The sequence below is a fragment of the Maribacter sp. C-4077 genome, from assembly GCF_055378385.1.
Map to the genome: position 1 here is coordinate 3,120,558 of NZ_AP038807.1, position 18,421 is coordinate 3,138,978.

19 protein-coding genes are annotated in these 18,421 nt (G+C 44.5%); 6 read left to right on the plus strand and 13 right to left on the minus strand.

Going from position 1 to position 18,421, the window contains the following annotated elements; genetic code table 11:
• Positions 1–127: 127 nt before the first annotated feature.
• Genes ACZ41C_RS13490 through ACZ41C_RS13510 form a run of 5 tightly spaced genes read left to right on the plus strand, consistent with a single transcriptional unit; the run spans position 128 to position 4,924 of the window.
• Positions 128–427, plus strand: coding sequence for a riboflavin synthase subunit beta (locus tag ACZ41C_RS13490; RefSeq protein WP_138259410.1), 300 nt, complete (start codon positions 128–130; stop codon positions 425–427).
• Entirely contained in the window at positions 427–2,271 is a 1,845-nt protein-coding gene (gene mutL, locus ACZ41C_RS13495) for a DNA mismatch repair endonuclease MutL (RefSeq protein WP_464562147.1), read from the plus strand. The genes ACZ41C_RS13490 and mutL overlap by 1 nt, the downstream gene beginning before the upstream one ends.
• The gene (locus ACZ41C_RS13500) at positions 2,272–3,018 is read left to right on the plus strand and encodes a rhomboid family intramembrane serine protease (RefSeq protein WP_138259412.1); all 747 of its coding nucleotides are present in this window, start codon (positions 2,272–2,274) and stop codon (positions 3,016–3,018) included.
• Complete coding sequence (locus tag ACZ41C_RS13505) at positions 3,018–3,893, plus strand: rhomboid family intramembrane serine protease (protein ID WP_138259413.1); 876 nt, start codon at positions 3,018–3,020, stop codon at positions 3,891–3,893. Before ACZ41C_RS13500 ends, ACZ41C_RS13505 begins: the two co-directional genes overlap by 1 nt.
• A 14-nt stretch (positions 3,894–3,907) precedes the next feature.
• On the plus strand, positions 3,908–4,924 hold the full coding sequence (locus ACZ41C_RS13510; protein WP_464562150.1) for an endonuclease/exonuclease/phosphatase family protein: 1,017 nt from the start codon (positions 3,908–3,910) through the stop codon (positions 4,922–4,924).
• Here ACZ41C_RS13510 and ACZ41C_RS13515 read toward each other — a convergent pair.
• The 9 genes from ACZ41C_RS13515 to udk all read right to left on the minus strand — a co-directional run bounded on the left by ACZ41C_RS13515 (position 4,901) and on the right by udk (position 11,778).
• A complete protein-coding gene (locus ACZ41C_RS13515) occupies positions 4,901–5,221 on the minus strand; it encodes a DUF6122 family protein (RefSeq protein WP_154920810.1) in 321 nt (106 codons plus the stop codon). The two genes, ACZ41C_RS13510 and ACZ41C_RS13515, sit on opposite strands and share 24 nt — an antisense overlap.
• Positions 5,214–5,840 (minus strand): WbqC family protein, encoded by a 627-nt coding sequence (locus tag ACZ41C_RS13520; RefSeq protein ID WP_464562153.1) that lies wholly within the window; start codon positions 5,838–5,840, stop codon positions 5,214–5,216. Before ACZ41C_RS13520 ends, ACZ41C_RS13515 begins: the two co-directional genes overlap by 8 nt.
• Positions 5,841–5,852: 12 nt before the next feature.
• The gene (gene lepB / locus ACZ41C_RS13525) at positions 5,853–7,553 is read right to left on the minus strand and encodes a signal peptidase I (protein ID WP_464562155.1); all 1,701 of its coding nucleotides are present in this window, start codon (positions 7,551–7,553) and stop codon (positions 5,853–5,855) included.
• A 96-nt stretch (positions 7,554–7,649) separates the two neighbouring features.
• Positions 7,650–8,351, minus strand: coding sequence for a 4-hydroxy-tetrahydrodipicolinate reductase (dapB, locus tag ACZ41C_RS13530; RefSeq protein ID WP_464562157.1), 702 nt, complete (start codon positions 8,349–8,351; stop codon positions 7,650–7,652).
• Between the two features lie 2 nt (positions 8,352–8,353).
• Complete coding sequence (locus ACZ41C_RS13535; RefSeq protein WP_464562159.1) at positions 8,354–8,959, minus strand: DUF5683 domain-containing protein; 606 nt, start codon at positions 8,957–8,959, stop codon at positions 8,354–8,356.
• 22 nt (positions 8,960–8,981) lie between these two features.
• Complete coding sequence (locus tag ACZ41C_RS13540; protein ID WP_138259419.1) at positions 8,982–9,881, minus strand: ParB/RepB/Spo0J family partition protein; 900 nt, start codon at positions 9,879–9,881, stop codon at positions 8,982–8,984.
• A gap of 1 nt (position 9,882) precedes the next feature.
• Positions 9,883–10,656: a ParA family protein gene (locus ACZ41C_RS13545; protein WP_138259420.1), complete on the minus strand. Its 774-nt coding sequence runs from the start codon at positions 10,654–10,656 to the stop codon at positions 9,883–9,885.
• 172 nt (positions 10,657–10,828) lie between these two features.
• Entirely contained in the window at positions 10,829–11,164 is a 336-nt protein-coding gene (locus tag ACZ41C_RS13550) for an FtsB family cell division protein (RefSeq protein WP_138259421.1), read from the minus strand.
• On the minus strand, positions 11,164–11,778 hold the full coding sequence (gene udk, locus ACZ41C_RS13555) for a uridine kinase (protein ID WP_464562162.1): 615 nt from the start codon (positions 11,776–11,778) through the stop codon (positions 11,164–11,166). Before udk ends, ACZ41C_RS13550 begins: the two co-directional genes overlap by 1 nt.
• Positions 11,779–11,887: 109 nt before the next feature.
• Here udk and ACZ41C_RS13560 point away from each other — a divergent pair, with 109 nt between their 5' ends.
• Entirely contained in the window at positions 11,888–13,108 is a 1,221-nt protein-coding gene (locus ACZ41C_RS13560) for a multidrug effflux MFS transporter (protein WP_464562164.1), read from the plus strand.
• A 173-nt stretch (positions 13,109–13,281) separates the two neighbouring features.
• Here the strand turns inward: ACZ41C_RS13560 and acs are convergent, their stop codons facing one another.
• From acs to ACZ41C_RS13580, 4 genes are all read right to left on the minus strand, one after another.
• Positions 13,282–15,189: an acetate--CoA ligase gene (gene acs / locus ACZ41C_RS13565; RefSeq protein WP_464562166.1), complete on the minus strand. Its 1,908-nt coding sequence runs from the start codon at positions 15,187–15,189 to the stop codon at positions 13,282–13,284.
• Positions 15,190–15,273: 84 nt separating this feature from the next.
• The gene (locus tag ACZ41C_RS13570) at positions 15,274–16,968 is read right to left on the minus strand and encodes a sodium:solute symporter family protein (RefSeq protein ID WP_464562168.1); all 1,695 of its coding nucleotides are present in this window, start codon (positions 16,966–16,968) and stop codon (positions 15,274–15,276) included.
• 67 nt (positions 16,969–17,035) lie between these two features.
• Positions 17,036–17,296 carry a DUF4212 domain-containing protein gene (locus ACZ41C_RS13575; RefSeq protein ID WP_138259426.1) on the minus strand — a complete coding sequence of 87 codons (261 nt, stop codon included), beginning with the start codon at positions 17,294–17,296 and terminating at the stop codon, positions 17,036–17,038.
• 44 nt (positions 17,297–17,340) lie between these two features.
• Positions 17,341–18,417: an anhydro-N-acetylmuramic acid kinase gene (locus ACZ41C_RS13580; protein WP_138259427.1), complete on the minus strand. Its 1,077-nt coding sequence runs from the start codon at positions 18,415–18,417 to the stop codon at positions 17,341–17,343.
• Between the last annotated feature and the right edge of the window lie 4 nt (positions 18,418–18,421).

Consider the following 18,421-nt stretch of genomic DNA (forward strand, 5'->3'; position numbering starts at 1 on the left):
AGGTGGGTATCAAGACTTATTATGGCTCATTTCCTAAATAATTCAGATTGCCAGGCAATGTGGCGTGTTAACAAATTTTGGGGATCCTTGTAAGGGGCTTTTTGCTATTTTGAGTAACTTTGAAGCTATGGGATTTCTGAGTAAAATAACGCGTTTACGAAAAAACAGAAGGTTCGAGTACAATCCTAGATTTTATGACGATAAGGGCAAAGGAAGCCCCTACCGGATAGAGCCCAAGTTTGATCAGTTTCGAAGTACCCTCAATAATCAACGGGGTTTGAAGAACAAGATCAGCAATGCCCTGGAAGATTCCCGAAGAGAGGGCGATAGAAACGTAAAAATCCGATTCGTGATTATCTTGGCCATTCTCATTTTGATTTTCCTATATATAATTGATTTCGATCTCTCCATATTTTTTTCCCGATAATGGCGGATATTATTAGACTTTTACCCGATCACGTTGCCAACCAAATCGCAGCGGGAGAAGTAGTGCAACGACCGGCCTCCGTGGTAAAGGAGTTGCTGGAAAACGCCATTGACGCCCAATCGACCGACATAAAATTGATCGTAAAGGATGGGGGGAAAACCTTGATTCAGGTGGTGGACAATGGCATTGGTATGAGCGATACGGATGCCCGTTTGAGTTTTGAACGGCACGCTACCTCCAAAATCCAAAAGGCCGAAGACCTTTTTAACTTGCATACCAAAGGTTTTAGGGGCGAGGCATTGGCGTCCATAGCGGCCATTGCACACGTGGAAATGATGACACGTACCGCTGAGGATGAGGTAGGTACCCATATAAAAATTGAGGGCAGTAAGGTTATAAGTCAGGAAGTTGCCGTAGTGCCCAAAGGGACTTCCATGATGGTGAAAAATCTCTTTTTCAATATTCCGGCACGGCGTAATTTTTTGAAGTCGGATCAAGTGGAATTCAGGCATATTACGGATGAATTTCACAGGGTGGCTCTGGCGCATCCGCAGGTTTCGTTCAGTTTTTATAATAATGGCAGTGAGGTCTTTAATCTTCCTGCCAATGATTTTAGAAAGCGCATCGTTCAGATTTTTGGGCGAAAGACCAACGAGAAATTAGTACCTTTAAACGAGGAAACCCAGGTGGTGAAAATTACAGGATACGTCCAAAAGCCGGAATTTGCCAAAAAGAGTAGGGGGGAGCAGTTCTTTTTTGCCAATGATAGATTCATCAAGAGTCCGTATTTGCACCACGCCGTTTTGGGCGCCTTTGAGGGATTGATAAAACCTGGAATGCATCCGGGTTATTTTATTTGTCTTGAAGTGGATCCGGCAACTATAGACATCAATATACACCCCACAAAGACCGAAGTGAAGTTCGACGACGAGCATACCCTGTACGCGTATTTAAAATCAACCATAAAGCATAGTTTGGGCCAGTTCAATGTGGCCCCGTCCCTGGATTTTGAAAAGGACCAAAATTTGGAGACCCCATACGATTTTAGGGACAAAGCGGTATCGCTGCCCAGTATAACGGTCGACTCCAGTTTTAATCCCTTTGAGAAATCGGGAACCAATAACGCATCCGGGTATTCCAGACAACCGAGTGCCAAGGGATGGGAAAGCATGTACCATGGCTTGGAACGAAAATTGCCCCAGCGGGACATAGGTATCCTGGAAATGGAATCCGAAGGTATCAATAACACTATTTTTGATACTTCGGTGGAAACCCAGGAATCTGTAACGACTACCTTTCAGCTACGAAAGAAATACATTGTTTCCACCATAAAGTCCGGGATGTTGATCATCAACCAGAGCAGGGCACACCAAAGGGTGCTTTACGAAAGGTTTTTAAAGAATATAACCATCAAGGAGGCGGTGAGCCAACAATTATTGTTCCCGCTGAATCTAAATTTTACCCGGGGCGAAATATCCATACTGAAGGAAATAAAAGAAAGTCTTTGTGCGGTGGGATTTGTCTTTGGCGATATTACCCCCGAAACGGTGGAAGTGAAAGGCGTGCCAGTAGTGGTTACGGAAAGTGAGGTGCAAATGATTATGGAACAGCTCATCTCAGATTTCCAAATGGAAGTTGCCGAAGATAGTTTTTCACAGGTGGACATGTTGGCAAAGACCTTGGCCAAGACCCTATCCGTTAAGACCGGGGAGGTGTTGGACGAACGTTCGCAGGTAGGTTTGGTAAACGACCTCTTTGCCTGCAAGGAAAGTGCCCTGAGCCCATTTAACAAACGTACCTATACCACGATTACAGAAACCGATATTGATAGAAAATTTATATAAATGAGCAGACTAACCGAGGCGATAAAGCACTTATTGATCATCAATATTTTATTTTTTGTTGCCACACAGATTTATGGGGACCAAATGTATCAATGGTTCTCGCTTTGGTTTCCAAAAAACGAGAATTTCGCAATCTGGCAAATTTTGACCCATATGTTCATGCATGGTGGGTTTATGCATATCCTCTTCAATATGTACGCCCTTTACGCATTTGGAACACCCTTGGAGCGTATGTGGGGTCGAAATAAGTTTCTGTTCTTTTATTTTTCTGCGGGATTAGGGGCAGCCTTGCTCCATACCGGGGTCAACTATTATTACTTTCAGGAAGGACTCAATGCCATCGTTAGTTCCGGAGTATCGGAAAGTTCTGTTATGGACATTGTTACTAGGGGGCAGTACAATACGGAGTGGTATAACATAGCTGGAAAATCAACTGTCGACAATTTTTTAAGCGCCTATCACACACCGGCCGTTGGTGCTTCCGGGGCCATTTATGGTGTATTGGTGGCCTTTGGGATGTCCTACCCCAACAGTGAACTTTTCCTAATTTTTCTTCCGGTTCCCATCAAGGCAAAGTATTTCATTCCCGTATTGATCGGTTTGGATTTGTTTTCGGGGATTACGGGCTATGGAATTTTCGGACAGGGAATTGCACATTTTGCCCATGTTGGAGGTGCGCTTGTAGGTTTTATAATGATGTGGTATTGGAAAAAGAATCAGTTTAACAATAATCGCTGGGACAGATAATGGCAGGATTCGATTTAAAATATCAATATGCACGCTTAAGTGTGGCCGAGAAGCTTATCGCAATCAACGTAGTGGTATATATTGTCAACGCACTTATTCCATTTCTATTTGGCTTCTCCAAAAACGCGATTGTCCAATGGTTTGAGCTGCCCAATGATTTCTTCGGGTTTTTGATGCAGCCCTGGTCCATTATTACGTATTCCTTTTTTCATGGCGGACTGGGACATTTGTTCTGGAACATGCTGCTTATTTTTTTTGTAGGCCGAATTTTTTTGAACCTTTTTGATGGCAGGCGGTTTTTGAACGTGTACTTTTTGGGCGTTATCCTTGGGGGCTTGTTTTTTATGCTGGGCTATAACATATTTCCGGCATTCTTTAATGTGAACGCCGCATTGATTGGCGCCTCGGCCGGTGCGAGTGCCATTCTTATCTTTATTTGCACCTATATTCCCAACCAGGAAGTACGGGTCATTTTCTTCAATGTAAAGCTCTGGTATATTGGAGTATTCGTTATTTTGATGGATTTGATCCAACTGCCCACCAGCGGGAATGCAGGGGGGCATTTGGCCCATTTGGGAGGTGCTTTGCTGGGATATCTGTACGCGAGTCAATTGTTCAAGGGCAATGATATAGGGGCCGGGTTTTCAAATTTTTTTGACAGTATTGCCAATCTATTCAAGCGCACCGAAAAAAAGGCTCCCTTAAAAACGGTATACAGGAACCAAAGTGCCCCTTCCAATAGAAGTACAACCGATTATGATGCCCAGAGCAAGCAGAAAAAAATTGATGCCATTTTGGACAAAATCAGCAAGTCCGGTTATGAAAGTCTTTCTAAAGCGGAAAAGGACTTTCTTTTTAAGGCAGGTAAGGAATAGATTCAAATTGGCGTATGACTCTCTGGGGTAAAACCGTTTACGGGTTAAATATTGTTTTTTCGTTGGCATTGCTATTGGCCTGTGTTGCACAATACATGAAATCGGCCACCCTTTCCTTCTTAAGCCTCCCTGTTCCCGTGTTGGTGATTTCAAACTTTCTATTTCTTTTATATTGGCTCATGGTCAAGCCAAAACGTTTGTGGCTCTCCTTTATCATTTTGGTGGTTGGCTATTTTAGCTTGGGCTCTTTTGTTCAGTTCAATACCGGGGAGGCGTATGACGATAATGCCCTAAAAGTCATGAGTTTCAATATACAGGGGTTTGAAGGGTTTCCGCGGAATTATGACCGACCCATTGTTCCCGAAATTGCCGAGTTCATCCAAAAGGAAAATCCGGACATTCTATGTTTGCAGGAGTTTGGGTATTACGGTTTGCGGAATGAGGTTTTTACCAAGTATCCGTACAGTTTTACAAATTACGAGGTCGGTTCACATGAAAAGGGGGTCTTAATGGCCATCTACTCCAAATACCCGATTATCAATAAAGGTGATATTGAGTTTCAGAACTCCTTGAACGGGGCCAGTTTTGTGGATGTAGTGTACCAAAAGGATACCCTTCGCGTATACAATCTTCATTTGGAATCCTTAAAGGTGCGTCCCAGAAGCCTGAAAAGGGAGCGATCGGATAGATTACTGGGAAGATTGCGGAATTCCTTTGCGAAACAGCAGGAACAGGCAGATTTGATCAGGGAACACATGAGCGGGGTGGGTCATAGCAAAATTGTTTGTGCCGATATGAACAATACCCAATATTCCTATGCCTATCAGGAGCTTAAACAGGATATGGCCGATACCTTCGTGGAAAAGGGAAACGGCTATGGTAGGACCATCAACTTTTGGAAATTCCCATTGCGAATCGATTTTATCTTGACCGACCCAAATATCGAGGTGTTGGCACATAAAAATTATAAGGTAAGTCTGTCCGATCACGAGCCCATCATGGCCGTCCTACAGGTTGTTTCGGATAAATAGGCAGTCGGCCAGATCCGCCACCATGTGGATTAAAAAGGCGATACCCCAGATTCGGGTGGTTTTCCAAAAAAGCATCAAACAATACATAGCGATCGCCCAATAAGTGTGCAATGGGTGGAAGTTGATACTACATCTATCGGCATCAAAAATGGGCGAAGCCAAAAGATGATCTACATCCAGAACAATTCCCGCTAAAAGTATCAAAGCCACTTTCAACCGATGTTCCTTAAAAAAAAATAAGGCAACAAGTATGGGGACTATAAAATGAATCCCGTAGTGTACCAAGAACCTAAGCATCGGGCATGGAAATTTCTATATCGGAAATATACCCGGCGGTGTTGGGACCTAAATTGAAAAGTACGTCTAGAATGCTCAGGTTGGGGATAAACCCATGTCGGTCTCCAAAAACCTGCACATATTCGGGAAATTCGTACGGCAACTCTTTTTTTGCATTTACCAAATACCGATAATCTTTTTCATACTCAAGGGAATAGATATCCGTGAATTCATCCACAAAGTCCAATTGTAGGCAATCACAGATGGTTTGGATGGAAGCCAAATTGAAATCCAAGAGGAGCTCGAATTCCTTTTCGTACAAAGGTTTGATTTCATCTTCGTAAAACTCGAAAAACGGCGAAGTTCTGTAAGCAGTTTCCAAGGTTCTCCAATGCTGGCGTTGCCATGGATAGGAATTGTCCAGTTTCACATCCTTGTAGTACTGCCTGCCTGTGGCACCTTTGGTGTGCACGATGGGAATGCTTAACAAATGTTTGCCCCTGTCCGTGCAGATATACGCCCGGTTCCTGTAGGTCTGTTTTTGATAGTTGTCCTGCATTTCCAGCACCACATTTTTAGCCTTTGTATACACATTTAAAAAAGCCACATTGGGAAAATAAGCAGGATGTAGTACGGTCATGGGTGCCTGTGGTTATTTTTGGGCCTTTTTGCGTTTCCAAAACCAGTTGCCCACGAAATAGGCCGCCAAGAGAATCAGGAAGTACTTAAAATAGGATTGTGGTTCGCCATCCCCGTTTACGGTCGTAAAGATGCGGTCCCATCTGGGGCGCCATTTGGACATGGGTTCCGTAAAGTTGTCAAAACTCATCCATATGAAAATAGGCGTTCCTACGATATGGTTCTCTGGTACATAGCCCCACGCCCTGCTGTCTTCTGAATGGTCCCGGTTATCCCCCATCATCCAATAATAGTCCTGTTGAAAGGTATACGTGTCAGCAACTTCGCCATTGATCACTATTTGGTTGCCGTTCACGTCCAGGGTGTTGCCTTCGTACTCGCGGATAATCTTTTTGTATAGCGGCAGTGTTTTTAGATTCAGCGAAACTGTCGCTCCTTCCTTGGGTATATAGATGGGACCCATTTGACTATAGTTCCAAGGGTAATCCGGACTTTGGGGGAAAAGGTTGATGCCCCTTCTGCCTTTGGGGACTATTTGCCGAACTACGGAATCGATACCCGAGTCCTTGCGTAGCGTAGCTACCATTTCATCCGTAAGGGGAACCAAGCGCTCCCGATCCGTTACCTCTTTAAGAGAAAGCCGATTATTTCTAATGACATCGGTTGGGAAGCCTGAACTGCCCGTATAGAGTTCCAAACCGCCATCGGCCAGTTGGTTAAATCCTTTTAAATAGGGATTTATAGCTTGGGCCTGTTGTTGGTTGACGGGTCCTGAAATGTATTTTCTGGTGAAATCCGTAATTCCTAATTGGTCCAACAGTCTTGAGGATACTCCTTTTTGGGCGTAAATGATATAATCATACTGAGGTTTGGCACTTCCGGGCAGTTCCAGCTGCTTGCCGTTTATGAATACATATCCATCGCGCACTTCCAGGGAATCCCCAGGAATGCCCACGCAACGTTTTACGTAGTTGGATTTTTTGTCGATGGGTTTTTTCACCCCGGCTTCGGCCCTGAAGAATTGGCGTACGGTATCCGCCGGCCAACTAAAAACTACAATATCGTTCCGTTCAACCTTTGTAAATCCGGGCAATCGAAAATAGGGAAGCTGCGGTTTGTTCAAATAGGACTTTGTTCCTATGAGGGGAAGGGTGTCATGCACCATAGGTGCCGCCACCGTAGTCATGGGTGTCCGGGCCCCATAATGGAATTTGCTCACGAATAAAAAGTCGCCCACACGCAAGGTTCTTTCCAGTGATCCGGTGGGTATTACATACGGTTGAATAAAATACGTGTGCACCAAAGTGGCCGCCACTACGGCAAAAACAATGGAACTTACCCATTCGCCCAAGGCCGTGCCTGGATGGAGGCTCCTATTTTCGATATATTTTACGTCCAATGCATAGTTCACATAGAAGATATAAAAGCCTAGGGTCAATACGACCAACCAAGATTCCACGAAGCTGTTCCTGCCATAGCTCCGTATGGTCTCAACCCAGATTACAGGGAACATCAACAGATTGATGATGGGAATGAACAACAAAATGACCCACCATTTGGGCCTGTTGATAATCTGCATCAAAACGATGGCATTGTAGACGGGTACAAGTGCCTCCCAGGGCTTTCGACCGGCCTTAACGTATAATTTCCAAGTTCCTAGAAAATGAATTACCTGTATTGCTAAGATGAATATGATCCACTGTGTGCCATTCATGATGTATACTTTTTACGCGATAATCGATATTTAATGCTCCCGCTAGGAACGTAATTTGATTGTATCTGTCTATTGAATATTCGTTTGTTACTTATTTTAACCCAGGTTTAACACATCCTTCATTGTGAAAACCCCTGTCTTTCCAAGAATCCATTCCGCAGCAATGACGGCTCCCAAAGCAAATCCCTCGCGGTTGTGTGCGGTATGTTTTATCTCAATACTATCTACAGCGCTAGCGTATTCCACGGTATGGGTACCCGGCGTATCCCCGATTCTCTTGGCCGAAATCGCAATTTGATGATTCCCCGGTTCGTCCAGCTTCCAATTTTTGTAATCGGTATGGGCAATAATTCCTTCCGCCAAGGTAATGGCCGTGCCACTGGGTGCGTCCAATTTTTGGGTATGGTGAATTTCCTCCAACGAAACGGAATACTGGGAAAGGTTTTTCATCATTTTGGCCAAATATTCGTTTAGTTCAAAAAAGATGTTTACCCCTAAACTGAAGTTGGAGGCATAGATAAAGGCTCCTTTTTGCTCCTTACAATGTTGGACAACCGACCCGAATTTGTCAAGCCAACCTGTGGTTCCAGAGATGACGGGAATCTTATTGTCAATACAATTTAGTATGTTTTCGTAAGCGGCATCCGGAGTACTAAAATCGATGGCTACATCGATCTTTGAGAAATCTACCTCTGTGGTTCCCACATCGATTTTGGCTACGATTTCATGTCCTCTCTCAACGGCCAACCGCTCTATCATTTTTCCCATTTTTCCGTAACCGAAAAGTGCAATCTTCATACTTAAAATTTTATGGTTAGGGCCATCCCGTAGGTGGGGTTGTTGGTAACGGCGTTCAGGTCAAGATACGGTTCAAAATCCAGGGCCAGATTGTTATCGATATTGAATTGCTTTAAGTGCGCATCCACATTGGCATCGATAATGTTCAAGCTATAGGCCACGATTGATAAAACCAACCAAAGGTCCCGGTCGCGCTGAAAACGTTCCTGTTGGTTTTCCAAATCACCATCGTCCAAAAAGGGAAAAACACCTTCGCCATTAAATTCATCGTCCGTAAACCCGGCCTGCCTTCTTTTAAAGGCCGTCCTGAAACGTTTGTAGTTATCGTTGTTCCAAGTATAGGCATAAACGCTTCCACCAATAGCTCCCCAAACAAGCGGAACCTTCCAATAGCGCTTGTTGTAGATTTGGCCCAGACCGGGCAGCACCGCAGAATAAAATGCGGCCTTGCTAGGAGCCAACGGATTTATATTCCTTGTTTTCTTGACGGTTAGGGAGTCGTCCATGATTAAGACATCCGTACTAAGTGCGTTGGAAATGGAGTCCGTTGCTTTTTCCTCCGGTTGCTCTTCCTTTTGGGAATAGGACGTTACTGTCAAAAAAAACAACAGGGAGAGTATTGAAAAGTGTTTATGCACCCGTAATCAACTTTTTTATTCGCTCGAATTCCTCTTTGGAATGAAAGGGGATGGTAATGCTTCCTTTGGAATTTCCGCTGGTCTTTACTTTGATTCCTGCGGATAGATGTTTGGAGATTTCCTCGATTCCCGATGCCACATAGGTTGGGGTCTCCCCCTTTGGTTTTACCGGTTTTGGCTCCTCTTTTTTGTGATAGTTCTTTACGGCATTCTCCGTATCCCGTACCGATAAATTTTGCCCTACGATTTTCTCGTAGAGGGCTATCTGGTCCTGCCTGTTCTCGATATTTACCAAGGCCCTCCCGTGTCCCATGCTCAAAAAGCCGTCGCGCATCCCGGTCTGTATAATGGGGTCTAGCTTTAATAACCTTAGGTAATTCGCGATCGTAGAGCGTTTTTTTCCTACCCGATCACTTAATTTTTCCTGGGTAAGATTAATTTCATCGATAAGACGTTGGTAGGAGAGTGCAATTTCAATGGGGTCCAAATCTTGTCGCTGGATGTTCTCCACCAACGCCATCTCCAAGGATTCTTGGTCGTTAGCGATGCGAATATAGGCCGGGATGGTATCCAGTCCTACCAATTTGGAGGCGCGATACCTTCTTTCCCCAGAAACGAGTTGGTATTTGTTGAAACCAAGCTTTCTTACCGTAATGGGCTGGATAACACCCAATTCCCGTATGGAAGAAGCCAGTTCCTGTAAAGTTTCATCGTTAAAATTGGACCGGGGCTGAAAAGGATTGACCTCAATATGCTCTAAATCCAGTTCAATGATATTACCAACGACCTTGTCGGCGTTTTTATCCGATGCAGATTGTATGTCATTATCAGGGTCCTTCAACAATGCCGATAATCCTCTTCCCAAAGCCTGTTTCTTTACTGCTTTTGCCATGTTATGCTGTCTGCTTGTTTTTCTTCACCACCTCATCCGCCAGGTTCAGGTAGTTCGTTGCCCCTTTGCTGGCCGCATCATACTTTATGATACTTTCACCGTAGCTGGGCGCTTCGCTCAATCGAACGTTCCGTTGGATGATGGTCTCAAAGACCATATCGCCAAAATGTTTTTTGACCTCTTCCACCACTTGGTTTGAGAGCCGTAATCTGGAATCGTACATGGTCAATAACATTCCTTCAATGTCCAATTGCGGATTGTGGATTCGTTGTACGCTCTTTATCGTGTTCAATAACTTACCCAAACCTTCCAAGGCAAAGTATTCACATTGAATAGGGATGATGACGGAGTCTGCGGCTGTCAGTGCATTTAATGTCAAGAGCCCCAAGGAAGGGGCGCAATCGATAAGGATATAATCATACGCATCCTTTATGTCCATGACGGCCTTTTTCATCATATATTCTCGTTCGTCCTTGTCCACCAATTCTATTTCGATCGCCACCAAGTCTATATGGGCGGGAATCAAATCCACATTGGGTGAGGTGGTTGGGATGACGGCCTCTTTGGCAGTCTTTGTATGTTCCAAAAGCTGATAGGTGCCCAACTCGATACTGTCCACGTCAATACCCAATCCAGAGGTGGCATTGGCCTGGGGGTCGGCGTCGATCAACAGTACCTTCTTTTCCAGAACACCTAGGGAGGCAGCGAGGTTTACGGTCGTAGTCGTTTTACCAACGCCGCCTTTCTGATTCGCTATAGCAATTATCTTGCCCATATACTAAGTAAGTTAGGGTGTAAAAATACGATTATTTGTGGGGCTGATAAAAGGATTTTGTTAACACAAGGTGAATAACCAAACCCTTTTGATTAAAAAAGCGTTAAAGTTTTAGATATCAAAACTTTAGATGTGATACTTGAAATGTACTTACCGCTTAGCCGGATGGGCCTTATTCCTTTTTTTCCTTGAGCTTGAGGCTGTCCTCGTACTCAATCAAATAGATTTCCTCGTTTTTTTTCTTCAGGTAGTATTCCTCTCTGGCAAATTTTTCCAACTCGTCCTCATTGGACAGTTTTTCGATGACTTTTTTATCCTTGGCGATTTCCTTTTTTAAGAATTCCTGGGTCTTTTCCAACTTGTTTATTTCACGTTTTAGCTCCATGTGAATGAGCAGGGAGTTGGTGTCAAAGAAGACCATCCATATAACGAACACGGTTAGTACCAAAACATAGATGTTGGTCATGACCTTGAACCATTTTTTCTCCCTTAATTCCTTTAGTCCCACTAGGCTTCGGCTAATTTTTCGTTAATAATGCTCCGTACAATTTCAACGGCAACCGTATTGTATTTATTATTGGGAATGATGATATCAGCATATTCCTTGGTGGGCTCTATAAACTGGTCATGCATCGGTTTTATGACATTCTGATAATTGTCCAGGGTTTCGTTCAAGTTCCATCCACGTTCGTTCACGTCCCTTTTTAATCTACGGATGAGGCGCTCATCGGTATCGGCGTGCACAAAGATTTTTATATCGCACATATTTCTGATTTCGGCATTTGTCAAGATGAGGATACCTTCTACGATCATTACCTTTCTTGGATGGGTAGGTATGGATTTTTCTGTCCTATTACACTCCAAAAACGAATACACCGGTTGTTCTACGGATTCCCCCGCTTTTAGCGCCTTCAGATGATTTTCCAATAATTTGAAATCGATGGCACTGGGATGGTCAAAATTGGTTTTTCGGCGCTCTTCCAAAGTAAGATGTGAAAGATCATTGTAATAGGAATCCTGTGAAATGACCCCCACCTCGTTTTTAGGCAGTTCATTGATGATCTGATTTACCACGGTGGTCTTTCCGCATCCCGTTCCTCCCGCTATTCCTATAATGAGCATCCATCTAATATTTGGTCCAAAAATACATATTTGAACATCAAAATGGTACAAAACTTAAAATTGACGATCGGGTAACGGTCATTCTGGTATTAAGGGTTACTTTTGCGCCATGCAAAACGAACAGGTAAAACCTAATTTTGAATTTGTAGCGTTAATGGCCTCATTGATGTCCATCGTAGCCTTAACGATTGATGCCTTGATACCTGCCATTTCCGATATTGGCATGGCCATCCATAGCTTGGACCCGACCCAGAATCAGCTATTGATCATCATGATATTTTTGGGACTGGGCGTGGGGCAGCTCTTTTTTGGACCCATTTCCGATAGTTTGGGCAGAAAGCCCGTGGTATACATTGGTTTCGGGGTTTTCGCCATCGCCAGTATTATCTGTCTTTTGGCACCAAACCTAGAAATCATGATTGTTGGTAGGATTTTACAGGGTGTCGGGCTTTCGGCGCCAAGGACCATCAGTATTTCAATTATCCGGGATACCTACAGGGGGGATTATATGGCCAAGATTATGTCCTTCGTGACCGCTTTCTTTATATTGGTGCCGGTCATCGCTCCCGCTTTTGGGAAATTTATCATGAGTTTTTCAAGCTGGGAAGGCATTTTTTATGCACAGCTGTTTTTTGGTTTGGTGGTATGTTTTTGGTTTTATAAAAGACAGGAAGAAACCTTGAAACCTGAATATAAGGTACCTTTTAAAACATCGGTATTTACAAACGGAACCAAGGAAATTTTCAAGTATCGGGAGACGGTTTCCTGTACGATTATCTCCGGATTGATTACAGGTTCTTTTTTAGTGTATCTAAGCTCCGCCCAACATGTTTTTGAGGAATTATATGGCATGGCAGATAGCTTTCCGCTAATCTTCGCCGGACTCGCCATTTCCATCGGTTTTTCAACGTTGACGAACGGTACGCTAGTGTTACGTTTTGGCATGCGAAACCTATCTTTCGTGGCCTTGTCCGCCTTCACGGCCATCGCCCTTCTCTATAGTGTTCTATTTTGGAACAAGCCCGACCCAAGCGTGCCCGTATTGATCGGTTTTCTTTCGATATTATTTTTATGTTTGGGATTTATTTGGGGAAATTTACGGTCCATCGCCATGGAACCTATAGGTCACATAGCTGGTATTGGGGCGGCGATTACAGGTTTTGTCTCCACGGTATTATCGATTCCGATATCCATCTACATAGGAAAATTCATAACCGACTCCGTATGGGCCTTGTTCGCAGGGCTTGGTATATGTGGATTATTTTCAGTGGTCCTGTTCGTCGCGTTTAAGACAAGACCACTGTTTGCAAGTAATCAGGCGTATCAGTAGAATAAAACCCAGATTATGCATTAGAAAAGCTGTTACAACTAAAAATCGCTTTATAATAAAACGCTACGCTGTATTTTCAATTTCGCCATAGCGGTGCTATACCGAAATTTCCAAACCACTTTACTTTATTGCGCTTTTTACCTTCGCGACGCTCCCCTAATGCATATTCCGGGTTAAAGCGCCTCATCCATGATTTCCTGAACGATTTCAGGATTCAACAGCGTACTCGTGTCGCCTAGATTTGAGGTGTCACCACTGGCGATCTTGCGCAGTATCCGTCGCATGATCTTACCACTTCGGGTCTTGGGCAATCCGGAAACGAATTGGATTTTATCCAGTTTGGCAATAGGGCCAATTTGCTCCGTAATCTGTTGGTTGATTTCCTTTCTGAGATTGTTTTTGTCCCTGCTTTCCCCGGTTTCCTTCAAAATTATATATCCATAGAGTGCATTTCCCTTTACATCGTGCGGGAAGCCAACGATGGCGGATTCTGCCACGGCCGGATGTTCGTTGATGGAATCCTCAATAGGTGCCGTACCCAAATTGTGACCGGAAACGATGATGACATCGTCCACGCGACCCGTAATCCGGTAATAGCCAACGGCATCGCGCAATGCACCATCGCCCGTAAAATACATGTCCTTATAGGCCGAAAAATACGTATCCCTGTATCGTTCATGGTCGCCCCATATGGTTCTTGCCATGGAAGGCCACGGGAATTTAATGCAGAGCCTGCCATCGACTTGATTCCCTTTAATCTCCTGTCCGTTTTCGTCCATCAGGGCGGGTTGGATTCCAATAAAAGGTAACGTGGCATAAGTTGGGGTCGTTGGGGTCACGTACGGAATAGGGCTTATCATGATGCCGCCCGTTTCCGTTTGCCACCAAGTATCTACAATGGGGCTTCTTTTTTTGCCAACATTGTTATTGTACCAATGCCAGGCCTCTTCATTGATTGGTTCGCCTACAGAGCCCAAAACCTTTAGGCTGGATAGGTCGTATTTTTCAACATAATCGAGATTTTCCTTTGCCAAGGCGCGTATTGCGGTGGGAGCCGTATAGAACTGAGTGACTTTGTGTTTTTGGACCACTTCCCAAAACCGACCAAAATCGGGGTAGGAGGGGATTCCTTCGAACATCACGGTGGTGGCACCGTTGGCCAAAGGCCCATAGACGATATAGGAGTGTCCGGTAATCCAACCGATATCGGCAGTACACCAATACACGTCCTCTTCCCTGTATTGAAAGACATTTTTGAAGGTGTATGCGGTATAGACCATGTATCCGGCGGTGGTATGGACCATTCCTTTTGGCCTTCCTGTGGATCCCGAAGTGTATAAAATGAAAAGTGGGTCTTCGGCATTCATGATTTCGGCAACGTTATCGCCATAGGCATCGTCCAATAAAGGTTGCAACCAATGGTCCCTTTGGGGCATCATATCGATATCGCTATGGATGCGTTTCGCCACCAAAACCGTTTCTACGCCGGGGCAGCCTTCCAAGGCTTTGTCCACAATTCCCTTTAAATCGATGGTCTTGGCACCTCTATAGGAACCATCCGAAGTTATAACCAACTTACAATCGGAATCATTAATCCGTGTAGCGAGGGCATTGGAGGAAAATCCGGCAAAAACGACCGAATGTATGGCGCCAATTCTGGCGCATGCCAATACTGAAACCGCCAATTCAGGTATCATGGGTAAGTAGATACACACCCGGTCCCCTTTTTTGATGCCTTTTTCCAACAGCACATTGGCCATTTTGCATACGCGCTGGTGCAATTGTCTGTAGGTAATATGTTCCGCTTCTTCCTTGGGGTCGTTGGGCTCAAAAAGAATGGCCGTTTTATCGCCACGGGTAGGAAGGTGTCGGTCAATACAATTCTCGGTAATGTTCAACTGTGCACCTTCGAACCACTTTACTTCAGGTTTTCTAAAGTCCCAGCTCAGGACATTGTTCCATCGCTTGCGCCAAACAAAGTGCTCCTCTGCGATTTCTTCCCAAAAGGCCTCTGGATTACGAACCGATTTTCTATATACTTGATAATATTCCTCTAGATGTTTAATGTGATAGTTACTCATTTTTGTATGCTGATTTTACGCGATAATCAAAATTGAAAATAATCCAAAACTGGTCCGTCCCGGTTTTTAAAAATACGAATTTATTTAATGGTCTATGGCCTCTCCCGCACCGCTTGGAATCCGAATATCCTCCACAATCTCCTGAACATTATAGGGAGGGGGCGGGGTGAGTTTCATGACACTAATGGATACCAAAAAATTGGCGAGCATGGCAATGCTTCCAAAACCTTCTGGGGATATGCCAAACCACCAATCTTCTGAAGTTCCACCGCCAAACCAGTCGAACTTGAACTTGGTCATATAGAACAGCATCAAAAGGGTTCCCGTGACCATGCCGGCAATGGCCCCTTCCTTATTCATCTTTTTGTAAAAAATTCCAAGCACAATGGCCGGAAAAAAGGAAGCTGCGGCTAATCCAAAGGCGAGGGCGACCACGGCGGCAACAAAACCGGGCGGGTTGATTCCAAAATAACCAGCGATTACAACGGCAACCGTTGCCGATAAACGTGCCGCCCAAAGTTCCCCTTTATCTGAAATAGTGGGTTTGAATACTTTTTTTATGAGGTCGTGGGATACTGAAGCCGAAATCACCAATAGTAGGCCTGCCGCGGTAGATAACGCGGCCGCAAGGCCACCGGCCGCCACCAGGGCAATTACCCATGCGGGAAGGTTGGCTATTTCCGGATTTGCCAGTACCATGCTATCTGGATCTACGTAAAGTTCGTTTCGATTTTTATTCGCTACATACTGTATTTTACCATCTTTGTTCTTATCGTCAAATTGAAAGAGCCCCGTAGTTTCCCATTTTGTAAACCATTCTGGCATGGAACCGTATTCCTTGTTGTTAACCGTATTTATCATATTCGTTCTGGCGAATACGGCCACGGCGGGTGCTGTGGTATAGAGGATAGCAATAAGAAGTAGTGCCAATCCGGCCGATTTTCTTGCGTCCTTGACCCTTTTGACGGTAAAGAATCGGACAATAACGTGGGGCAGTCCGGCGGTGCCTACCATCAACGCCAAGGTAATGGCCAACACATCTATCATGGATTTTGAGCCGTTGGTATAGGCGTTAAAACCCAATTCCGTGGATAATCCGTCCAACTTGTCCAAAAGGTAGGTTCCCGAACCATCGGCCAATTTGGAACCCATTCCCAGTTGCGGAACGGGATTTCCGGTCATCTGGATGGAAATGAAAATGGCTGGCACCATAAAGGCGAAAATCAAAACACAGTATTGGGCTACCTGCGTATAGGTGATTCCTTTCATTCCGCCAAGCACGGCATAAAAAAGAACGATGATCATTCCGATGATGACACCGGTGTTGATGTCGACCTCTAAAAATCGGGAAAAAACTACGCCAACCCCGCGCATTTGCCCAGCTACATACGTAAAGGAAACGATAAGGGCACAGATAACGGCTACGATTCGGGCGGTTTTGGAATAGTAACGGTCCCCTATGAAATCCGGCACGGTAAACTTTCCAAATTTCCGAAGGTATGGCGCCAATAAAAGCGCTAAAAGCACATAGCCCCCTGTCCAGCCCATAAGGTAGACGGAACCGTCATAGCCCGCAAAGGCGATGATGCCTGCCATGGAAATAAATGATGCGGCGGACATCCAATCGGCTGCAGTGGCCATACCGTTTGCCAACGGGGAAACCCCGCCCCCGGCCACGTAAAAATCCTTGGTGGAGCCGGCGCGCGACCAAATGGCAATACCGATATACAGGGCAAAAGTAATTCCGACGAGAAGGTAGGTCCAGATTTGAACGCTCATAATTTTTTAGTTTGTGTGGTCTTTGGTTTTAGGCAGTCTTGGTGTTGTTTGAAAGCATTTTTAGAGACTATTCATTATAGCCATATTTTTTGTCCAGTTTGTTCATGAGTCGGACATACACGAAAATAAGGATTACGAAAACGTAGATAGATCCTTGTTGCGCGAACCAGAACCCGAGTTTAAAACCGCCAATTTTTATCGTGTCCAAGGCATCTTTAAAGAGGATACCCGCTCCATAGGACACCAAGAACCAAATTGTTAAGAGAATGAAGAGATATTTTACGTTTTCCTTCCAGTATGCGGAGGCTCGTTTTTGTTTGTCGGACATTTTTAGGAATTATCTAATTAAGATAGAAAATTAATGAAAATACTTCAATTGGGTAAAAAAATAACCCCGCTTGAGGAATCCCTTTTGGCACCTGTAACTGTTTTGAGTACATTAATTTCCTTTTCCGACCTCAATACCCCCATGAAGGCGAAAACCAGCGCTTCCTTGAATTCAATTATTTTTTTTTCCGGCACAACGACTTCTATATTTTTATTTAGTTTTTGCTTCAATGTTTCAATGAGAAAGGTGTTCAGGGCACCTCCACCGGTGATGAATAATTTTTGGGCTTGCTTTCCGGAATTCAAGGTCACTTGATGGGCAATTTTTTCGCAAATGTGATGAACGGCGGTGTGTAAAAGGTTCTCTGTACTGTCTTTTGTCGTTTCTACAATAGGAACGACCTCCTCCAAAAACCACTCATATCCGATCGATTTGGGGTGTGGCAATAAATAGTAATTAAGGTCATTGAGCTTTTTCAACATCTCAGGATTGATGTTGCCCGATTTTGCCATGGTCCCGTTTTCATCATAATCCAGTCCGATTTTTCTGGTGATGTAATTCAGGATCATATTCGCCAGGCCGATATCATAGGCAATCCTGCTACCTTTGGATTCAAAGGAGATGTTGCTGATACCCCCAAGGTTGAGGCAAAAATCATATGCACTGAAAAGCAATCGGTCACCGATGGGAACCAGGGGCGCACCCTGTCCGCCCAAGGAGAGGTCGTTACTTCTAAAGTCGCAGATTACTTGATGTCCGCAAGCATTGGCCAAATGCTGCCCCGATCCCAACTGAAAGGTGAGTCCTAGTTCCGGCCTATGATGCGAGGTATGGCCGTGGCTCGCAATAAAATCGGTCTCCAGATTATTTTCAGCGATGAATTCCTTGGCCCTTGCCCCAAGCCAACTTCCGTACTCGTTGTGCAGTTGCAGCAATTTTTCGGCCGATAGGTGTATGGCATCCTTGAGCTCGTTCTGCATTTCTTGGGTATAGGATATACTTTTTGTTGCCTTGATCTCGAACTCCCATCGGTCCTTATGTTTCCAAAAATGGCAAAAGGCCAGGTCCAGACCGTCCAATGAGGTGCCGGACATAATACCGATGACTTTGTATTTATTCATAGTT

What these genes read in the sequence shown, in the direction of transcription:
- ACZ41C_RS13490 (WP_138259410.1), top strand. Translation starts at nt 128, where the DNA reads ATGGGATTTCTGAGTAAAATAACGCGTTTACGAAAAAACAGAAGGTTC.
- mutL (WP_464562147.1), top strand. Translation starts at nt 427, where the DNA reads ATGGCGGATATTATTAGACTTTTACCCGATCACGTTGCCAACCAAATC.
- ACZ41C_RS13500 (WP_138259412.1), top strand. Translation starts at nt 2,272, where the DNA reads ATGAGCAGACTAACCGAGGCGATAAAGCACTTATTGATCATCAATATT.
- ACZ41C_RS13505 (WP_138259413.1), top strand. Translation starts at nt 3,018, where the DNA reads ATGGCAGGATTCGATTTAAAATATCAATATGCACGCTTAAGTGTGGCC.
- ACZ41C_RS13510 (WP_464562150.1), top strand. Translation starts at nt 3,908, where the DNA reads ATGACTCTCTGGGGTAAAACCGTTTACGGGTTAAATATTGTTTTTTCG.
- ACZ41C_RS13515 (WP_154920810.1), bottom strand. Translation starts at nt 5,221, where the DNA reads ATGCTTAGGTTCTTGGTACACTACGGGATTCATTTTATAGTCCCCATA.
- ACZ41C_RS13520 (WP_464562153.1), bottom strand. Translation starts at nt 5,840, where the DNA reads ATGACCGTACTACATCCTGCTTATTTTCCCAATGTGGCTTTTTTAAAT.
- lepB (WP_464562155.1), bottom strand. Translation starts at nt 7,553, where the DNA reads ATGAATGGCACACAGTGGATCATATTCATCTTAGCAATACAGGTAATT.
- dapB (WP_464562157.1), bottom strand. Translation starts at nt 8,351, where the DNA reads ATGAAGATTGCACTTTTCGGTTACGGAAAAATGGGAAAAATGATAGAG.
- ACZ41C_RS13540 (WP_138259419.1), bottom strand. Translation starts at nt 9,881, where the DNA reads ATGGCAAAAGCAGTAAAGAAACAGGCTTTGGGAAGAGGATTATCGGCA.
- ACZ41C_RS13545 (WP_138259420.1), bottom strand. Translation starts at nt 10,656, where the DNA reads ATGGGCAAGATAATTGCTATAGCGAATCAGAAAGGCGGCGTTGGTAAA.
- udk (WP_464562162.1), bottom strand. Translation starts at nt 11,778, where the DNA reads ATGCTCATTATAGGAATAGCGGGAGGAACGGGATGCGGAAAGACCACC.
- ACZ41C_RS13560 (WP_464562164.1), top strand. Translation starts at nt 11,888, where the DNA reads ATGCAAAACGAACAGGTAAAACCTAATTTTGAATTTGTAGCGTTAATG.
- acs (WP_464562166.1), bottom strand. Translation starts at nt 15,189, where the DNA reads ATGAGTAACTATCACATTAAACATCTAGAGGAATATTATCAAGTATAT.
- ACZ41C_RS13570 (WP_464562168.1), bottom strand. Translation starts at nt 16,968, where the DNA reads ATGAGCGTTCAAATCTGGACCTACCTTCTCGTCGGAATTACTTTTGCC.
- ACZ41C_RS13575 (WP_138259426.1), bottom strand. Translation starts at nt 17,296, where the DNA reads ATGTCCGACAAACAAAAACGAGCCTCCGCATACTGGAAGGAAAACGTA.
- ACZ41C_RS13580 (WP_138259427.1), bottom strand. Translation starts at nt 18,417, where the DNA reads ATGAATAAATACAAAGTCATCGGTATTATGTCCGGCACCTCATTGGAC.